This window comes from Nostoc sp., assembly GCF_035638895.1.
Classification (GTDB): Bacteria; Cyanobacteriota; Cyanobacteriia; order Cyanobacteriales; family Nostocaceae; genus Nostoc.
The window spans coordinates 1-19727 of sequence record NZ_DASQZC010000115.1 but is presented as its reverse complement, the minus strand read 5'-3'; the positions used below and the strand labels follow the sequence as shown (position 1 = coordinate 19727).

13 protein-coding genes are annotated in these 19727 nt (G+C 41.5%); 4 read left to right on the top strand and 9 right to left on the bottom strand.

Translation table 11 applies throughout. The features are described 5' to 3' along the window. The first annotated feature begins 186 nt into the window (after window positions 1-186). Both VE944_RS05380 and VE944_RS05375 read left to right on the top strand, forming a co-directional pair. Window positions 187-978: an SAM hydrolase/SAM-dependent halogenase family protein gene (locus VE944_RS05380; protein WP_324973382.1), complete on the top strand. Its 792-nt coding sequence runs from the start codon at window positions 187-189 to the stop codon at window positions 976-978. 272 nt (window positions 979-1250) lie between these two features. Next, entirely contained in the window at window positions 1251-1628 is a 378-nt protein-coding gene (locus VE944_RS05375; RefSeq protein ID WP_324973379.1) for a GxxExxY protein, read from the top strand. A 314-nt stretch (window positions 1629-1942) separates the two neighbouring features. On the opposite strand, the gene VE944_RS05370 is transcribed toward VE944_RS05375, so the two are convergent. Then, a complete protein-coding gene (locus VE944_RS05370) occupies window positions 1943-2686 on the bottom strand; it encodes a response regulator transcription factor (protein WP_324973376.1) in 744 nt (247 codons plus the stop codon). Window positions 2687-2840: 154 nt separating this feature from the next. On the opposite strand from VE944_RS05370, the gene VE944_RS05365 reads away from it, so the two are divergent. Continuing rightward, entirely contained in the window at window positions 2841-3905 is a 1065-nt protein-coding gene (locus VE944_RS05365; protein ID WP_324973374.1) for a YheT family hydrolase, read from the top strand. Between the two features lie 146 nt (window positions 3906-4051). Here the strand turns inward: VE944_RS05365 and VE944_RS05360 are convergent, their stop codons facing one another. Beyond that, a complete protein-coding gene (locus tag VE944_RS05360; RefSeq protein ID WP_324973372.1) occupies window positions 4052-4219 on the bottom strand; it encodes a hypothetical protein in 168 nt (55 codons plus the stop codon). A gap of 43 nt (window positions 4220-4262) precedes the next feature. Next, entirely contained in the window at window positions 4263-4532 is a 270-nt protein-coding gene (locus VE944_RS05355) for a hypothetical protein (protein WP_324973369.1), read from the bottom strand. A 418-nt stretch (window positions 4533-4950) separates the two neighbouring features. Between VE944_RS05355 and hetI the strand changes: the two genes are divergently transcribed. Beyond that, window positions 4951-5658, top strand: coding sequence for a 4'-phosphopantetheinyl transferase HetI (hetI, locus tag VE944_RS05350; protein WP_324973367.1), 708 nt, complete (start codon window positions 4951-4953; stop codon window positions 5656-5658). 53 nt (window positions 5659-5711) lie between these two features. Here the strand turns inward: hetI and VE944_RS05345 are convergent, their stop codons facing one another. The 6 genes from VE944_RS05345 to VE944_RS05320 all read right to left on the bottom strand — a co-directional run. Next, window positions 5712-6515, bottom strand: coding sequence for an SDR family NAD(P)-dependent oxidoreductase (locus tag VE944_RS05345; protein ID WP_324973364.1), 804 nt, complete (start codon window positions 6513-6515; stop codon window positions 5712-5714). Between the two features lie 654 nt (window positions 6516-7169). After that, entirely contained in the window at window positions 7170-8684 is a 1515-nt protein-coding gene (locus VE944_RS05340) for a thioester reductase domain-containing protein (protein ID WP_324973361.1), read from the bottom strand. A gap of 2 nt (window positions 8685-8686) precedes the next feature. Continuing rightward, entirely contained in the window at window positions 8687-10363 is a 1677-nt protein-coding gene (locus VE944_RS05335; RefSeq protein ID WP_324973358.1) for a PfaD family polyunsaturated fatty acid/polyketide biosynthesis protein, read from the bottom strand. A 142-nt stretch (window positions 10364-10505) separates the two neighbouring features. Beyond that, on the bottom strand, window positions 10506-15254 hold the full coding sequence (locus VE944_RS05330; RefSeq protein ID WP_324973355.1) for a PfaB family protein: 4749 nt from the start codon (window positions 15252-15254) through the stop codon (window positions 10506-10508). A gap of 306 nt (window positions 15255-15560) precedes the next feature. Beyond that, window positions 15561-17288 (bottom strand): SDR family NAD(P)-dependent oxidoreductase, encoded by a 1728-nt coding sequence (locus VE944_RS05325; RefSeq protein WP_324973352.1) that lies wholly within the window; start codon window positions 17286-17288, stop codon window positions 15561-15563. Window positions 17289-17454: 166 nt separating this feature from the next. Further along, on the bottom strand, window positions 17455-19727 hold a 2273-nt coding region (locus VE944_RS05320), incomplete at its 5' end, for a phosphopantetheine-binding protein (RefSeq protein WP_324973351.1).

Here is a 19727-nt window from a genome sequence, read left to right as displayed (position 1 = left end):
AATTAACTAAGTTGCATGGTTCCAGCATCTTTTTACCGGAAAATTGCGCTCAATGTTATCTAGAAATCTTGCATATAGTTGAGATCACATTTAGACTGCTGATGAGGCAGGTTCACTGGAGCCTTTTAAGGCCACCTATTGTCTAACCATTGATTGCAAATTACACCCATTAAAAGGAGGAGCTGAATGTTTATCTGCGTCATTGCAGACTACGGTACAGGAGATCCGGCATTTACAGAAGTCACACAACGTCTGCTGATGGCTTCTCCCGATGCCCAAATTCATTTGCTTTCGGTTCCGGCATTCAGTACCTTGGCAACAGGATTTTGGATTGCCCAATTAGGACTCAACCCAGGAAATAGCGATCGCCTAATTTATCATAACTGTGCGCCTCGTCAGGATGATCCTGAAGCTCGTCGGGATAATGAAGGTGAAGGACTAACTTACGCTCTTTTATCCAATGGTGTAAAAGTAGTGGGTGTAAATGCAGGCTACACGCTCTCCTTTATCAAAGACTATACAAAGGAGTTGCGAGTGGTCAACGTTGCTCGTGGTGGTTCGCAGTTTCGCTCACGGGATGTCTTTCCTCCGGCTGCGGCTGCGATTATAAATGAAGATTTTAGCCTTCTAGGAGATATCCTTAAGAGTGAGCAAATCCCAGATGTTCCACCAGATCGAATTGCCTGGATTGATGGTTACGGCAACATTAAAACAACTATTGGGGCGCATACACTGAATTTAGAGCCTCAAAGCAAGATCGTGATCCGAATTGGAGATGTGGTGAGTGATGCAGTATATTCTGATGGCAGCTTCAAGGTGTCTGAAGGAACTTTAGCCTTTGCTCCTGGTAGTTCCGGTTGGTCAAGAGGCGATTCAGGAGAACCATTGCGCTTTTTAGAATTGTTTCTGCGAGGAGGGAGTGCTTGGGAACGCTTTGGTCGTCCCCGTGTGAATCAGCAAGTAACTCGAATTGCGTGAAATCGGGTATTTGGCTGAGGTTCGACACGGCGGTGACGTTTTCTGCAATCTTCTTATTCAGTTCTGCGAACAGGATTTCTAAAACTCGTTTCTAGCTAAAGGGGTCGAAGTCGCTAACAACGACATCGGAAAATGTCTGAATGACGGATTTTACAGATTATGGGATGTCACTGATTTTTTTGGATAATCTTGAAAGGTAAAAATCGGTGTAATCTTTAAATCTGTTTAATCCGTGTTCAAGATTATTTTAGCTATTTATATGGGTATGTTGTATGGAGGGTTTAAAATATGCTGATATTACTCAGAAAATTATCGGGGCTAGTTTTGAGGTACATAAGTTTTTGGGTAATGGGTTTCAAGAGGTGATTTATCAAAGGGCTTTGGCTTATGAGATGAGTCAAGTAGGGCTGGGGTTTGCGCGTGAAATTGAGCAACATATTTTTTATAAGGATTTGGAAAAACCCATTGGAACTCGTAGGGCTGATTTTGTGGTTGAGGGAAAGGTTCTGGTTGAGTTAAAGGCTGTTATTCAGCTTGAGGATGTGCATTTGGCTCAGGCTTTAAATTATCTGAAGGTTTATAAGTTGGAGGTTGGTTTGTTGATTAATTTTGGAAGTAAGAGTATGACGTTTAAGCGTTTAGTGAGGTGAACATTTGAACATGGATTTTATCGGAAAATGTCTGAATCACGGATTTTACGGATTATGGGATGTCACTGATTTTTTTGGATAATCTTGAAAGATAAAAATCGGTGTAATCTTTAAATCTGTTTAATCCGTGATTCAGACCTTTATTTTTACCGTAGCAACATTTGTAGAGACGTTGCATTGCAACGTCTCTAGCACCGGAAAATCTCACCAATAACCTTAACTAAACATTAAGGAATAAGAGTTTCAGAGAGTTCTTACCTAAGTCATCGCAAAGTTCAAGGGAATTTAGATAGTTAAGAGAATTTAGCGTGATTTTATTCAACAACTGTTACCGAAACCCCTTCATTTGCTGGAGGTACACCGGGTAATTCAAGACAGTATCCAGCACCATATACTGTCTTTATATAGCGGGGGTGGCGGGGATCTGGTTCTAGCTTGGTTCTCAAGTGGCGAATATGCACTCGAATCGTTTCTATGTCATCATCAGGATCGTAACCCCAAACTTCTCTGAGGATTTCGCTGGGAGAAACTGTTTGACCGTGGCGTTGCAATAAGCAGTGAAGTAACTCAAATTCCAAGTGAGTCAATTTCACCGTCTCATTGAACCATATTGCCTCAAATCTTTCGGGAACGAGGGTGAGTGAGCCATAGTTGAGAATTTCACTATGCTTTGCTGCTTGGGGAATCCGGTCGGTACGCCGCAAAAGTGCCCGCACTCGCGCTAGCAGTTCTTCAACTTCAAAAGGTTTGGTGAGGTAGTCATCTGCGCCAGCGTTGAAGCCTTCCACCTTGTTCTGAGTTTGGCTCATAGCCGTCAACATTAACACGGGAATCTCAGAGGTGCGATCGTCTCGGCGCAGGCGTTGGCAAACGGTAAACCCATCTACTCTGGGCAACATTAAATCGAGCATGATCAAGTCTGGTTGCAGCTGGAGAGCCAGCGCTTGACCTTTGATGCCGTCTTCAGCTTGACTAACATCGTAGCCAGCCATTTCCAAGTTGACGGCAACTAGTTCTGAAATCGCTGGGTCATCGTCTATGACAAGAATCCTCGGCATTCTTAAAAATTATTACTACTTATTAAGGATAATTAACAACCTTTGATAGATACAAAGATTTTTCAATCGATTCTAAAAAGCTTTAAATCTTACATAAATATTAAGATTAAATGACTGTGAAATCAAGACTCAATTACATGAAACCTTATAGTCTATGATGTGTTATACTCCGCCCTACAATCCGTCTTGGTTTTTACAAAACGGTCTAATGATGACTGTATACACCGCTTTGTGGGGAAAACGTCACTGGCAAAGTACTACTAAAGACCCAGAACCGTCTTATCACGAGAAAATCTTTGTTGGTGGCCAAGGTGTGCCAATTTTTGGCTTGGTTGCCATCCCGGAAAATGCTCATAGCACGATTATTGGTACTTATGGCATTACTGGAGAGTTAGAGACGGAATGGTATTTGAGGGTGCTAGCGCGTAAAGCTTACGCTCAAGGCTACGCTGTGGTGTTATTTGACTGGCGGGCCCACGGGAAAACAGCCGAATTGTCCCCGACTCTAACTTCTGATGGTTTGTATGAGGGGGAAGATTTTGTTCGCATCGCTGCTGCTGCTAAGGCAATGGGATGTCCTGGGAAATTTTGGTTTACAGGGTATTCTTTAGGAGGGCAATTGGCGTTATGGGCGGTGAAGGTTGCCGGTGAGGTCATTAGGGAGCATGAAGATTTAGGATTAGAAGATAGCGATATTGGCGGTGGTATGGTAATTTGTCCGAGTTTGGATTCGGAGCGATCGCTATCTTATCTAGTTACAAAGCCCTTCGGCAGATATTTGGAATCGGGAATTGCCCAGAATTTAAAAAAACTGGCATGGCGAATCCATGATGCCCATCCTGGAAGTATTGACCCAGAAGCAATTGAACGGGCGAACAGTATTTGGGGTTTTGATAATGAATTGGTAATTAACCGACTAGGTTTTTCTTCTGTAGAGGCATATTACCAAGCTAGTAGTGCTTTACAAATATTGCCGCAAATCTCGAAACCGACTTTGATTCTATATGCTGCTGATGACCCACTTTTTGACCCAAGTATCATACCGGAATTAGAAGAAGCGTGCGATCGCAATTCCGTAATAGATTTGTTTCTCACTCAGTACGGCGGCCATGTTGGCTACTTGAGTAGTAAAAAGTGCCAGCGCCAAATACAAGACCCTGACGCTTGGTGGGCATGGAATCGGGTTTTACAATGGTTAGAGGAAAAGCGAAGAGAGTAGTAGACGAGACAATATTTTAGCCGCTAGGTTACTCAACGGATGCAATCGTATTGTTTGGAAGCCTAAAAAAGTGAACAAACTAGCTTGTTTTCACTACTTATCCTAAATAAACTATTGCAATAGAGAGGATGGCATCGACTCAGAAGCTACCACAATATTATTGGTAAACCAGCGATAACAGAAGCAACACCTGTCCAAAGAGTAAACCGCTCAACATCTACTTCATCCAAAGCAACGCTCATTTCCTTAATTGCTAATAGCAGCGCTGCCAGTAGCAGTACAAAAAAGGCAAGGTACTCCAAATTAACAATCATTCATCCTCACGATATTTTGTAAAAAAATAGTTCTAATAGATTTTTAACAAGCTTTGGCAAGGCTTTTTTGTTGCAGATTTAACATTTCGCCAGAAAAATGATTTACAAGTGAAGAGATATCTACTTCAGATAGCCAAATCATGGTTTCATAACCAAACCGACCCATTTCTGGCTTTGGCCCCATAGGCATTTCCACCAAATATTCCCAGATACTTGACTCAAATCGGTAGTTCTTTATGACGCCTTCCCCACCCACAAAACTTACTATCTGACCTTTACAAAACTTAGGTACTGGTAAAACACTTGCAGACATTCCTCGTAATTCCTTGGAGTAACACTGTAATAGCTAATGTTTTAGCCAAAAGAAAATTTGTTATTCTCTGTCAAGGGTTTTAACGTATTCTCTTTCAGAGGATTTAACCTGGAGTTAAAGTTCGTACATCTAAAGTAAGAAAAACGGCACTTATATGTAGAGTAATAAATCAGCATATTAGTCAGGGAAAGCGCTCACAGCTACCTGTAGTTATGTTTACAGCGCGACTTAACGTTTAACAACTCCTCTGGCAGATTCATTTTAGGAAAAACAAGCGCAGTCACTTAAAAAGAAGAAAACCCAAATAAAATCTGAATTACGAATTACGAACTTGTACTGAACGTATCGCTAAAGCGAAAGCTCCGCTAACGCGTAGCGTCTCGTAGAGAAGTCGAAGTATTACGAATTACGAATTATTATGAATTTCTGGCTACCTGCACCGATAGATTTCACTTTGTTACCAGATGAGATTCATGTCTGGCGTATAGAACTTGACCAACCAGAACTACAGCTGCAAAATTTAGCAGCAACTCTTTCTAGTGACGAAACGGCTCGTGCTGAACGGTTCTATTTTCAGGAACATCGACAACGTTTCATTGCTGGTCGTGGTATCCTGCGAACAATATTAGGTCGCTATTTAGGTATTCAGCCGTCACAAGTGCAGTTTAATTATCAACAGCGTGGCAAACCAGTATTAGCAGATACATTTGCCGACAGTGGACTAGCGTTTAACTTGTCTCATTCCCAAGGGTTGGGTTTGTTTGCGGTGAATTGTACCCGCCCAATTGGTGTAGACCTAGAATATATTCGCCCGATGTCTGATTTAGAAGCTCTTGCCAAACGGTTCTTTTTACCGAGAGAATATGAGATGTTGCGATCGCTATCTGCAAACCAACAGCAAGAGGTATTTTTCCGTTACTGGACTTGTAAGGAAGCTTATTTAAAAGCAACTGGAGACGGACTAGCTCAGTTAGAGCAAATTGAAGTATCGCTGACTCCCACAGAACCAGCCAAGTTACAGAGAACTGAAGACTGGAGTCTTTTTGAATTAATACCTGCTAACAATTATGTTGCTGCTGTTGCAGTGGCGAATTTAGGCTGGGATTTGAAGTGTTGGCAGTACTAATCCTAGCCATTAGTCATTAATTAAGTTAATTATTCTTCCTCTGCTCCCCCTGCTTATTTATCTTCCTGCATATTCCTCACAATTTTTGTCACCAGGTTTCTGGGTACAAATCTGACGCTTTTTGCAAGTAGTTTATTCATAAACCCAGGAATCGCAATAGTTTTGCCCTTCATTAAGGCCCGAAAACCAATTTCGGCTACTGTTTGTGCATCCATCATCCTCTTACCCTTGAGCAACTTAGAGTCAGCCATTCCGGTTCTTTCATGAAAGGCAGATGCAGTTGAGCCTGGGCAAAGAACTGTCACAGTGACACCTGTACCTTCTAATTCATTAGCGATCGCTTCAGAAAAAGATAAGATATAAGCTTTGGTAGCAAAATAAACCGCCATCAAAGGGCCTGGTTGAAAAGCAGCAGCCGAGGAAACATTTAATATTTTTCCTTCACCTTGCTTTACCATGTGCTTTACAAATAGCTTGGTTAAATGGGTGAGGCACACCAAATTTACCTGTAACATTTCTAATTCAGCAGCTAGGTCTGTTTCGTGAAATAATCCATAGATACCAAATCCAGCATTATTGACTAGCACATCAACATTAATATCGGCGAGTTGCAACTCCGTGAAAATTTCTTCAGGAGCTGTTGATATAGATAAATCCTTAACAATAGTTTTGGCAAGATTTCCGAATTCTTCTTGAAATTTAGCTGCAATTTCTACAAGCTTTAACCCGTTTCTGTCTACTAAGACCAGATTGTAATCATGAGCAGCAAAAATACATGCTAATTCGTAGCCAATACCACCGGCTGCTCCAGTAATAAGAGCAGTTTTTTTGCTCTGAGTTTGATGTGTTGTGTTCATGTAAGAATATTGGTGAATTCAACTTGATGAAGCTGCGTTGCATTTACAGTAGTTTTCGTTCTACAATTAAGTACGCGTAATATCTCAACCGACAATAAATGTCTTGAGTTATTACCCTTTCAAATGCTTGTGTGATCGGTTCGATAAATGTAGCAGTCCAAACGTAAATTTAGGACTTATACATCGAATAAGTGGAGCATTAAAGAAGTTCGGTTATTTCAAACTACTAGCGCTGGCTTTTGATTAATCACAGCACCCAGCAGGTAAAATCAAACTTTTATGCCCAACACTAACCATTCTATCCTCAATTTCTTCTGTCAAGGGGTGAACCCTAAAAATTTACATGATTGAGCATAAAAAAACAGGGCAACTTTATTGCCGCTGTTAGTGTATGAGTTGTTGCTGGCATCTGAAATATTGGCTATTCAGTAGTACTGAGTTTTAAAAAATGGACTAAATCAAATTATTTTGTAAAGTGTGTTACGTCAGCCGTAACACACCGAATTATCTGGGATAGTGCGTTAGTTCCTAAGCTTAGAGATCCTCCTAAGTTCCCCTTAAAAAGGGGGACTTTGACTCAACTTCTCCTTTTTTAAGGGGGCATCTCTAAGTGCCTAAAATCACAGCCAAACATCCTACACAAGTTGTGAATTATTAAGCGATATTTAAGAAGCCGGTTTGAATCAAGTAGGCGGTGTAAGTCATAAACAATTGAGAGTCAATTGGAGGACAAATAATAGAACTGCCTGCTAGTGCATGGAGAGTATCTTGACAGCTAATGTTAGGTCTTCTAGCTTGCAAGTACAAATCAGGAATAGTCAGTTGTTCATCAGACCAGCGTTCTAGTAAAAATGGTCGCAGAGTGTATAAAGGATTATCAGCAGATGTCACATTATTGATTAACTCTGATTGCCATTTTTCGTAAGGAATCATTTCAACTGAATAACCAAATGAGCGTATCCACTCAACTAGCATTTTTAAAGCGGCGGGTTGGGGATGTTGTAAATTGAAAGCTTTACCTATGGATTCTTTTTGGCGTGATAGATAAACGATCGCTTTACTTACATAGTCAACAGGTGACATATCCAACATATAATCTACATCAGGGAAATATCCCATTTGTAGACAGCCCTTGGTCATCAAATTGATAAAGTCATGTGTGTTACAAATGCCTGTTTTGCTATCACCTGAAATCAGTGGTGGTCTGTGGATAGTTACAGGAAGCCCACGGTCACGAGCAATTTTAACTAACTTTTCAGCTACCCATTTAGTTTGTGAGTAACCAAGATAAATTCCTTCCCAATGATTGAATTCATCCTGTTCTTTAACAACCTTACCAGCATAAGCAGTGGATTCAAAAACAGCCACACTAGAAACGTAATGTACAGGCTTGACTTTAACTTGACAAGCCAATCTCAAAACCTCTTGCGTGCCTAAAACATTGGCTGCTTTTAGTGCTGAGTATGGGAAAACATAATTCAACAAAGCAGCACTATGATATATAGTGTCAATATTGGCAGCTAAAATTTGAAACTGTTCCGAACCAATACCTAACAAAGGCTGAGATAAATCACCGACAATCGGAATAATTCTGGAGCTAAATTCTTCTTGCCAAATTGCATACTGTTGTAGATTTTTTTGGAGTTTGCTTTTGCCTTCTTCGGCATTAGCAGCACGCACTAAACAATAGATATCCGCATTGGTTTCTTGTAGCAATTCTCGGATGATGAAAGCTCCTAAAAAGCCTGTTCCTCCAGTTAAAAAGATGTTCTTGGGTTCACCCATAAGCACATTAGATGCAGCACCAGGATTGATGGTAGGGTCAAGAACAGCCTCAGCACCTAAATCTAGAACAGTGGGTGCAGTGTTGGCATTAGAGGCTACTACCTTTGTATCTTGAACTGGCGAACCTTCTTGTACTTCTTCAGCTAAACGCTGTGAAAGAGCCTCAATATTTGGGTAATGCCACAGCAGCAATGGAGAAGGTTGAAATCCGAGCAACTTTTCTAAGTTACTTACTAAAATCATTGCTTGGGCTGAATCCAACCCATAGTTTTCTAAATGTTCTTTGACATCTATTTCATCAGTTGCTACGCCTAGCAATTTAGCTAAGTTAGATACCAAAAATATTTGAATATCGTCTGCTGTGAAAGACTGTTTTATAGTCATTTTTAAATCTCCAACAATGATGTAGAACGAACAGGGTGATATTGACTGTAATAATCGGAAGTTTGTAGCCCTTGAATTTTCAAATTTTGAACACGATACAAAAAGGCTGCACCAGTCATAATTTGATTAGCAACATCAACTACACCACGATTATTTGGTTCAGACAGGTAAGAACCACGTACCCAGTCATTGAAACCGCCCATTGCCGGGCCACACCAAATTTGATAATCGACTTCTCTACCTTTTTCACCAGAACTAGACCAGCGAGAAGATAATCCTAAATACCAACGGAAAATCAATGCCATTTTCAGTTTAGGATTATTAACTGCTTTCCCAAGTTTCTCAGGATTTTTTTGGGACAAATAAGCCGCAGTTCCTTCCCATACTTCGGCAATAGTTTTGCGAAAAACTTGTTTTTCTAATTTTTCTCTTTCTGCCAAAGGAATCTCTTCAATGGAATCATAAGCGCGATAGAGTTCAAATAGTTTCTGCGCTCGCATGGGGAACATTGTACCCCGTTTGAGAACTTGTAATTTGACTCCCATTTCAAACATATCTGCTGCTGGGGCCATAATCATATCAGCCATTTCAGCTTGGGCTAATAACTTTTTGGTATGTTCACAAGCCCCAGATTCAACACATGACTGATTAATGGAGCCAGTCATTATATAAGCAGCACCCATCATGAAAGCTGCTAATGCTGATTGTGGTGTACCAATTCCCCCTGCAACGCCGATTCTAATGGGTGTTTGGTAATGATATTGTGCTTGAATTTCATCCCGCAAGGCAATAATAGAAGGTAACACACAAACCAGGGGACGATTATCTGTATGTCCTCCAGAATCAGCCTCGACAGTAATATCATCAGCCATCGGAACTTTAGCTGCAAGAGTTGCTTGTAACTCAGTAATTAACCCTTGCTCAAGAAGTTCTTTGATTATTCTAGGCGGTGCTGGTTGCAGAAATTTAGTAGCAACTTCTCGGCGAGAAATTTTGGCAATGATTTTATTTTTGATTTCAATTTGATTGGTGCTATTCAACCCCAATCCAGCAACACGGTAATAAACAATGTTGGGTGTCAAGTCGAGAAATGCAGATGCTTCTACTGTTCTCACTTGATATTTGAGATATAAATCCACGGCCCGGCGTTCAATCGCAGGTTCGTTGGGGCTGTGAATTAAATTAAATGCGTAGGGGCCTTGAGGTAAAGCTTGTTGAATGCGATTTATGGCTGCTTCCAAACGTTCTGGAGTTAAACCACCTGCACCAAAGGAACTCAAAATTTGTTCTTTTCCTAGTGCAATAACCATTTCTTCAGAAGCAATTCCGCCAGCCATTGCGCCGGTAACGTAGGCATATTTTACTCTATGAGAGGAGAGAAAATTGGGATCTCCAAATTGTTGAATGCGGATTGGTGCTGCAAATGTTAGCAGTTCTACTTGTGCTGTTGTGCCATTATCACCAGGGGATAAATAACCCTCATTAGTGACACCGATTTTTCCGGCAACTTTCACGATGTAGCAGGGTTTATTTAAAACCATCAATTTATCTTTGATGGTTTGTTTATCGAAAGATACAGTTTCTAAAGAACCTTTCCAAACCTGGTTTTTGTTATAAGACCAGGAAGAGAAATTAAGGCCATTATCGTGTTTACTTAGTACCGTATCTACGGTTGTCACGGCAGTTATCCCTCGGATTACAATTATTAAATAAGGGGAGTGGGGAGTGGGGAATAGGGAATGGGGAAGAAATATTTTCCTTTTATCAGTTCACCTTTCCCCTTACCCAAGGTTATTGATGGTTGAAGTATGTAGACTTATGTCAAGATTCGTCGTTAAGCAAGTTTTGAGCGCAAGCTAGTTGCAATTGAATTATTTCGCTCATTTGTTGACTGTAATCTTGTCTAGCTTGTAAGAAGGCAGTGTGTGCTTTGGTTATCTTTGAATTATTAGCATTGAGCTTTTGATACTGAGTCTTATTTAAATCGAACATGCTGATGATGCTACTAATTTTTCGAGTTATGACAGGTGGCGAAGAAAGAGAAATTGCTTGTCTAATTGCGCTTGACTCAGAAGATTGTAATTGTTCTCTGGTTTCAAAAACGTTATCAATGATATTTTTCGGTTTTACTTCTTCTGGCTGAGGCAAGATGTTAGAGGAATGACTTTCTTGTTGGGTTATGTGGTTGGAAGTGTTAAGAGAATCTGTGATTTCAGATTGTTGGAGATTAGGTATAGTTGGATGCTGTATTTTAAAGCGATCGCTCCTAAGATGCCCAGCGAAATCTTCAACCAGTTTGAGATTTTCGTCGCTCAAAATTGTAGCTGCGATCGCTTTCCCACCCAAGGTAACTGTTCTCAATGTTGCTTTACTTGAATTAGCAGTTTCTTGAGCTTTGTTGTACAACGGTGATAAATCCACGTTCACCTGATGACTGAGTAGTTTTGCTAATGCTTTGACCATCGAAGCATGGTCATCCATCCCTCTACGATTTAGAGAGACTGTGATATGTTCTTTGTTGCCGAGGATTTTATCAATCCATCGTGAACAAACACTACCTGCACCTGCTTCTAGGAATATTTTCACACCATCATCGTAGACACGATTAACTAATTGCGGAAAATCAAGTTCTTGGCACAATCCTTTGGCGATATTGTGAGCGATCGCATCTCTTTCAAGTGCGACTGGTTGATAATCGGCGGCAGAATAAAACACAATCCCAGGAAGATTTTGTGATGGTAAGCTGTTTACCTTCTTGATTTCCTCGAACTGCGATCGCATCGCCTCACAATGTATCACATGGTCGAAGGGAGCGGGGAAAGAATTACAACCTAAAGTTTGAATCACTCTCTTACAGGCGGCATCATCACCAGCAATTAATACTTCTTCTGGTGTGTTGATTTGAGTTAAGTAGACGCGATTCTCTTGTTTCAGGCATTCTTTAACTTGAGATGGAGTAGCCATGAGAACATAAGTATTCCAAAAATTGTTGTTTGGTGAATCTGTTAATCCCCAATGTTCACGCACAGCATTTTTTGGCCCAGATAACTTATCGCCAAATAGAGGTGATGAGTTTAAGGTGTTACTTCCACCCTCAAAATCACTCCAAACTCCTTGGGCAACCATCATACTAGTTTCGCCCAAGCTATACCCAAATACAGATTGCGGCTTGACTTTAAAATCATCTCGGAAAATTGCTGTCATGTATCTAGCAAAGGCAATTTCACTTTCAAACATTGCCAGTGAATCATCTAACAATTGCTTTTCGAGAGTTTCTAGTTGCCTGGTTGTCAATTTAGGTAAGCTTCTGGGATAAACTAGCTTTTCAACATCAGCAGCCCGATTGTAGAGATTGTTACTTTTTAAATCCTCGAAGACTTTAGGAAATAAGCGGAAGACGGTACGACCAATCCCGATATAAGAATTGACTGCGGCGGGATAAACGTAAGCAACTGCTCCAGTTTTACCCAATGGTTTTGCTGTGAAATAACTACCTATTGGTGTTTGCCAATCTGTTCCTTTCTCAAAGGCATTATTTACACCTTTACGGGCAGATTCAATTTCTTTGAGTAGTTCTTTTGTGTTACGTCCTGTGATTGATAAGACGTATTTTGTATTAGATTGCTGTTGAAAAGTAGCGAATGTTTGGCTAGCGGTAGCTGATAAAGAAGAACTAGCTTCAATGGATTTTTGGAGATGGTTTAGGATATCGGGTATAGTGGAGCGATCGCTAACTGCGGTAGGAAACAGATGAAAAGGCATTTGTTGCAAATATCTGTTGTCGCGCTCCTCTTGGCTGGGTTCTTCCGATAAGATTAAATGGGCGTAACTGCCATCTATACCCATGCTATTAATTGCTGCTATTCTGCGTGTGCCGCCTTTATCGACAAACCAAGGTCTTGATTCCATCGCTACATAGAAGGGGCTACCTTCCCATACTTGCGGTGTTTTGACACCAGACCATTTGGGAGTGGCGGGAATATACCTGTAATAAAGACAGAGAGCGGTTTTGATTAAGCTAGCAATTCCCGATGCTGTATAGGTGTGGCCGATATTGGCTTTGACGCTGCCCAATGCACAATGCAAACCGTTGCCTAGTTTTGGATAAGCTTGTAGTAAACCTGTGATTTCGGCTTCATCCTCTTGGGGAACGCCACTACCGAAGACTTCCACATAGTTAACCTCTGTGGGTTGAATCTCCGCCATCTCGAAAGCTTGTTTGCAGACATTGCTGATAGCTGAAGCATCAGGTTTTACCAAAGCGTCACTCAAAGTAGAATTACCTTGTGCGAAACTCATAGCATCAATTACTGCATAGATGCGTTCATTGTATTCCTTAGCAGCTTCGTAGCGCTTGAGGACGACAGCACCTGCACCTTCGCCAACCGTCCAGCCATTAGCTTGTTGGTCATAACCCAACGTGTTGACACCCGTATTAATTGGGGCAAATTGGCTGCGGAATAAAACGTTTTCTACACCACCGGCTAAATCTACTGCACCCACAACCACCGCATCAACTTCGCCAGTAGCGAGTAGCATTTGGGCAATTTCCAACGCTTTGAGGGCAGAATTTTCGCCAGCGCTGACGGTGAATGCAGGGCCAGTGAAATTCCACAAAGCAGAAATCCGGCTTGCCATGATGTTGGCGATGTGACTCACATATTCGCCGATTTCTACTGGTTGGTGAATGCTATCTTTGACAATGGTTTCTAGTTGGGACAGTTGTTCAGGAGGTAGAGAAATTCCTTGGTTGAGTAAGCCATCCTTAACTTGCCAAGACAAATTCCATCTTTGCTGTAGCTGATGCACAGAGAATTCTGTCTCGGCAGCAACAATCACAGCTACGTTGCCACCTTCCTGTAGTTTCGCATCTTTCACGGCGCGATCGCTAACTTTCAGAAGCAACAATTGTTGTGGGTTTAACTTCTCTATCTCATTCGGTGGGATTTTACACGATAAAGTATCGATTTCAAAATCTTTGATATATGCCCCTACTGGTGCTTTCCCATCTGTTAAACCGTACTCTTTCAAAACATTTTCTTGATTTTCTATACCATGCCATCTTTGAGGCGGTAGGGAAGTAAAATGTTGTGTCCCATCATAAATGCTGCGTTCAAAAGCATCTAAACCATTGCAGTTACCAAAAAAGGCATCCATGCCAACGATGGCGACTTTGGTAGGTGGAACAGGTGGAGTTGATTCAACTGATTCTGTTGTATTTCCTTGTTCTAAAATCAGATGAGAATTAGTACCGCCGAAACCAAAAGCGCTAATAGCAGCCCGTTTAATTGGTGCGTTATTATTGGGCCATGCTGTAGCTGTTCTAACAATTTTATCGGCGGAAATTGTACCTTTTTCTGACGTTAAAGGGTCAGAAACATTCATGGTTGCTGGAATTACACCATGAGACATACTCAAAATCACTTTAGTCAAGCCAACCATACCAGCAGCAGTTAGCAAGTGACCAGTATTTGCCTTGGCAGAACCTACCATAGGCGCAGCTTGATTTTGACCAAAGAATGTTTCTATGGAGCTAAATTCGGTTGTATCTCCTAATAATGTGCCAGTGGCGTGACACTCTAGATAATCGATGCTTTTTGGACTAAAATTAGCCTCATTATAGGCTCGCTCAAAAGCTAAAACTTGCCCTTTAGGATTCGGACTCAGTAAATGTTTACCTTTGCCATCATTCGAGAGTCCATTACCGCAGATAGTGGCGAGAATATTATCGCCATCTCTAACGGCATCAGGATATCTTTTCAGCATCACCATCCCAACACCATCGGCGGGAATCAGCCCTCTAGAGGATTTATCTAAGGGGCGGCTGATGCCGTTTTCTGCATACCCTTGAACACCGGAAAATAACATCCGCACAAATAGGGAATCTGCACAACTAATGGCTCCAGCTAACATTACATCAGCTTTGTGTGACCATAAGTAATGAGATGCTAGTTTTATAGCATAAAATGATGACGAGCAAGCAGCATCCAGACATAAATTAATCTGGGATAGTGAGAAGGCTTGAGCAACTATCGATGCTGGTAAACCAGATATCATCGCATTGTATAAAGAAGCTTTAGTTGCACTTGGTACAGATAAATTAAAGTCTTCATCCTGCAAAAGTTCTCTGACGGCAGGAGTAATAGCTTGCTGGTAAATTGGAGAAAATAATTGATTAGATAATTTTGTCGGGAATGACAAATTACCTAAAATTACGCCACATTTTGCAAGGACATTTTGATTACCCCAATAACCACTTTGTTCGATTGCTTGTTTAGCGGCATACAATGACCATTTGAAGGTGTTATCTAAGCCAGCAACAAATTCTGATGGTAGATTGTATTCGGAAGGATTAAATTTGAAGTTGCGGATATATCCGCCTTTGAGGGAATAGGTTTTATCTGGTGTACCTTTAACTGGATTGTGAAATATTGTCGGATCTACTCCGATTTCTTCGACGGTTGCAGAGGATGTTGAATCTTTTTGATTAACAATGTTTTGCCAGTATTCTTCAGGATTCTTTGCATCGGGGAATAGGCATGATAATGCGATGATGGCTATTTTTTCCACGATTTATATGCTCCGAGTTTGGGTATTTAGCAAGAGATAATTAAAAGGCAGGATTTACGCTGTTCCCCAAACTTTGAACGAGACAAGTTATAGCAATCCTAAGATTAAGCTAGCTTTGATAGTTTGCAGTAAAGACTTTATTGCTTAGTACAAAAAATATAGCGGATTCTCTGCGCTCCTTTGCGTTTCCCTTTGCGAACCTTTGCGTTTAAATTTAAACCCTCAATTCGCTACGAACTTACACAAATCTGTACTTGTAAAATAACGATTAAAGCCCTTACTACGAACTTTCAACTTGACCGATTACTAGCTTCTAAGCATTTTCATTGACCAAATAATGGCATGAGCACCGAGCATTCGTGAATAGATTTTACCTTGGCGATCGTGTATGATAAAGTTTGCGATCGCACTACTTGGTGTCTTAGATAGTACTTCACACGAAACGTAAAAAGTTTCGTTATGTGGTATCATTGCAAACTGTTCAAACTTTTCTACTTTTCCAGGTAAACAACCTTCTTCATGGAAGTGTTGTGTCCAAACCCATAAGGCGTGCATACTCAAGTCTGTTGTATAAGGATTGACCCATTGCACGGGGAATTGTCCTTGTTGCTGTGCGCTGAGTTCTGGCCACAGACATTCTGTAGTGATTTTTTCAGGACTGATGTTTAAAACTCTTTTGATTTCTTGAAAACCGGGGCCGTGAAATAATGTCGCCCCACCATTTTGGTAAAAATCTTTTCCTGTAGCGGTGATGATATTATCTTCTTCGAGATTGAGAGATTCATAAGTAGGTACATCTGGGATTTCTCGCTGGAGATTTAGTTGAGCGCTAAAATGAAAATGGATTCTCCCTTCAGGATTTTTACTCGAGATTTTGGCTTTAAGTTCGATTTTTTCAAGATTAACTTTAGAAATTTCTTCTATTTCTAAAAGATGTTCTTTAGCTAGTGTTTCATTGAAAGTAATCCCCTTCAAAACTTTAAAATCTTGGTAATTGAACAATCTGTAACCTGGATATAATTGTTCACAAGCATTGATAATCCAGGTCATTGCACAAGTTGCTGGCAAAACTGGAGAACCAGCAATTGTATGATCGTGCAAAAATGGATTAGCCTCCAATGTCATTTGGCGACGAATACGATGGGTTCGTAGTTCTGAATCTAACTCCGCCGCCATTGGAACGAGTGGGCTACCAATAACAACTTGTGCAGTTGCATGGTTGGTATTATCCATTTCCTTAACGAGCATTTGTGCCCCGACTGCAATGGGAATTATATCAATTTTTCGCTCTTGAAAAATCTTCTTTAATTCTGCTGTCACCATTCCGCTATCCCAAGCGCCCCAGTTGATAGCGACTACATGACATGAAGGATAACTTTGCTTAAATATATGTGCTGATTTGTTCAGAATTTCATTTGCGATCGCATAGTCAGATTGTCCGGGATTTCCGTAAAAGCCTGTTACTGAAGAAAACAAAACTAAATGCTGAAGTTGGCTAGGATTAACGCAAGTTAGTAGGTTTTCTAAACCTTGAACTTTAGCGGTGTAAACTTTTTCAAAATCATCTTCTGTTTTCTTTTCAATTAACTTATCAGCTAAATTTCCAGCGCCGTGGATGATTCCGGTAATTGGGCCGAGATGTTGCACAGCAGTGGCAAGTTTTTCTTGTAAAGCTGGCGTATCTGTAACATCGACGCTGATATATTCTGCTTTAGCTCCGGTTTTTTCAATTGCTGCTAGAGTTTTTTTAATTTCGCGGCTAGAGGTAATTTTGTTATATATTTTTTGTACATTCATGGGTGTGGGCTTCTCTCCTTGAGAAAGAAGATTTTCCATGATGCATTTTTTCAATGCGGAGTCATCAGAATTTTGAGCATAATGTGGCTCGGTTTCTAATAGTTCGGAGCGACCGAGGAGGATGAATTTGCAGGGTTGCTGTTGGGCTAATCTGATAGTACACTCAGCCGTAATCCCTTTTGCACCGCCGCTCACAATAAAGACAGATGATGGACTAAGCTGGGCTATTTGTGTCATAAATCCTCTGGTATTAATTCGTAATTCGTAATTCGTAATTCGTAATTAAAAGATGCTCTAGAAAGCTGGTTACAGGTTGTTTCCTATCTCTTCCTCTGTGTCCTCTGCGCCTCTGCGGTTTTTTTTTAACGAACCACAGAGACGCGGAGAGCGCAGAGGGAAGAGATTAATCGGCGATAATGGTGACTCGTCCTTGTGAGCCGTAGCCAACTTCACTTATATAAAGATTGGGATCGTGAAGTTCGGCGATGATGTTTTGTACTGACTGTTTGGCATCAAGTCTGGGGCTTAGGTCGATCGCACGAGTAAACACCTTTGGCCATTCCCATCTCAGAGTTTTGCTTAATCCAAACAAACCAGCGCCGATCGCACCGAAGTTGACTTTGTACTCTAAACCGAAGGCTCCATCCAGGTGAGCAACTGTGCAGAAACAACTACGTCCATGCTTTGCGGCTTCGTTAAGGGATGGTTTGAGGTGTTTCGCCATCAAAAATACGTGCTTGACGATCGCCTTTTCTGATTCGTTATAAGAAATACTTCCGGTGTGATTTCCTACAAACATCGGATGTAAGTGGATAAAGGCCCCAATCGTTCCGCAGTGAGATGCGATCGCTTGCAATTGTTGTTGAAGATGTTCTTCACTCAAGTTTGCTAAAGTGACGCGGGTTACTCCTGTGGGTAAGGGCGCTTGTTGGGCGATAAGCGATTGGGGGAAGCTGATAACTACTACTTTCCAGCCTTTCTCGATTAGGGATTCAGTTAATTTATAGGTGGTGAGGGAACCATCATCGGTGATTAAACCGATGTGTCCCTCTGGTAACGTGAAATCCAAATAGTCTGGCTCTGGTAAGCTTCTGAGTTTGACCGGATGGCGCTGGATAGTATGCTCTAATTCCGGTGGCTGCTGTCGGACAAACTCAGGCTCAGACTTTTTTTTTTCACCTCCAGCTAACTGCTGTAGGTAATCGACTATTTGACCGATGGTGCGGAGTTCTCCGAGTTCTTCAATATTTGGCTTGGGTAAGTTGGGGTACATTTCTTGCATCGCCCCTAAGATTTCTACCCGTTTGATAGAGTCAATCCCTAAGTCGGCTTCCATGTCCATTTCCAGTTCCAGCATCTCGACTGGGTAGCCAGTTTTATCGCTGGTGATGGCTAACAGGGTTTCACCTAAGTTTGCAAATTCATCACTTTCACTTGTAGCGGGTTCTGGTTCTGGAGTGAATGCGACAACTACGCTTGGTTCAGGTGCAACGACTACCTCAACTACTGGTGCAGCCTCTACTGCAATCTCGGTTGCTTGTTGTACTTCATGAACTGCAATTTCTACAGTAATACTTTTGGAAGCATGGGATTGCAGATACTCTACAACTTGACCGATGGTGCGTTTTTCTGACAGTTCTTCTAAATTGGGCTTGGGTAGGTTGGGGTACATTTCTTGTAGCGCACCCAAGATTTCCACCCGTTTAATAGAGTCAATCCCTAAATCCGCCTCCATGTCCATGTCCATTTCCAGCATTTCGACTGGGTAGCCGGTTTTGTCGCTGGTGATGGCTAAGAGGTTTTTATCCAAGTCAACAATATCAATGGTTGCGCCAGATACAGGTGCAGCAGTTGTGGGTGCTGGTTCTGGGGTGAATGCAACAACTTCCTCAACTGGAGGTGAGCTAATTTTGACTACAACCTCGGCTTGGGGTTCTACTACTGGGACAGGTGGTGCGACTACAGGCTCTACTGTCTCGACAGTGGCGAAGTGCGGAGTGGGAAGTAGAGACGCGATCGCTCGCGTCGGGGATACAGGAGTTTCAACTACAGGCTCTACAGCAGCCGGGAGAGGTTCTTGAGTAACAGCTATAGGCAAAGGCTGGCTTTCTACTATCTTGGTTGGTGCATCAGTAACAGTTGTTTCTGTGGTAAACGGAGTGAAATTGCTGAGTTTCTCTGTTAGTTGAGTTACTCCCTCACCAGAGATGATTTGAGAATACTCTTGCTGTATGAGTTGGAAAAAGCTCTTAGTATATTCCAACTGCTCTTGGAGATATTGCTCATGGATGCGTAGAGTTTCACCTTGTTGGGAATGAAACTGCATCATGCTGCGCTCTAAGCTTTCCATGACAACTAGCTTCATTTTGGCAGTTTCGGCTGTTGATTTACTTTCGCTCAACAAAGAATTCTGCTGCTGCATCAGTTGGAAAAACGCTTTAGCGTATTCCATTTGATGGTTGAGATAAGTACCGTGAACTTGTAAATTCTCGGCTTGATTTTCCTGGAACTGTGTCAGGAGGTATTCTAAACTTGTTAAAAGTTGTTCGTAATTTGTCAGTTTTTCTGGTGTTGGTTGCATCTTAGATTCCTGGGCTGGTTGTGACAGGGTAACAGGATTCATCTGTTGCTCTGGCTGGGTGATGATACTAGCAGTCACACCGTTCATTACTGGGG

Bases quoted from the DNA above. Each gene is read 5' to 3' on its own strand.
- VE944_RS05380 (WP_324973382.1), top strand. From the start codon at position 187: ATGTTTATCTGCGTCATTGCAGACTACGGTACAGGAGATCCGGCATTT.
- VE944_RS05375 (WP_324973379.1), top strand. From the start codon at position 1,251: ATGGAGGGTTTAAAATATGCTGATATTACTCAGAAAATTATCGGGGCT.
- VE944_RS05370 (WP_324973376.1), bottom strand. From the start codon at position 2,686: ATGCCGAGGATTCTTGTCATAGACGATGACCCAGCGATTTCAGAACTA.
- VE944_RS05365 (WP_324973374.1), top strand. From the start codon at position 2,841: ATGATGTGTTATACTCCGCCCTACAATCCGTCTTGGTTTTTACAAAAC.
- VE944_RS05360 (WP_324973372.1), bottom strand. From the start codon at position 4,219: ATGATTGTTAATTTGGAGTACCTTGCCTTTTTTGTACTGCTACTGGCA.
- VE944_RS05355 (WP_324973369.1), bottom strand. From the start codon at position 4,532: ATGTCTGCAAGTGTTTTACCAGTACCTAAGTTTTGTAAAGGTCAGATA.
- hetI (WP_324973367.1), top strand. From the start codon at position 4,951: ATGAATTTCTGGCTACCTGCACCGATAGATTTCACTTTGTTACCAGAT.
- VE944_RS05345 (WP_324973364.1), bottom strand. From the start codon at position 6,515: ATGAACACAACACATCAAACTCAGAGCAAAAAAACTGCTCTTATTACT.
- VE944_RS05340 (WP_324973361.1), bottom strand. From the start codon at position 8,684: ATGACTATAAAACAGTCTTTCACAGCAGACGATATTCAAATATTTTTG.
- VE944_RS05325 (WP_324973352.1), bottom strand. From the start codon at position 17,288: ATGACACAAATAGCCCAGCTTAGTCCATCATCTGTCTTTATTGTGAGC.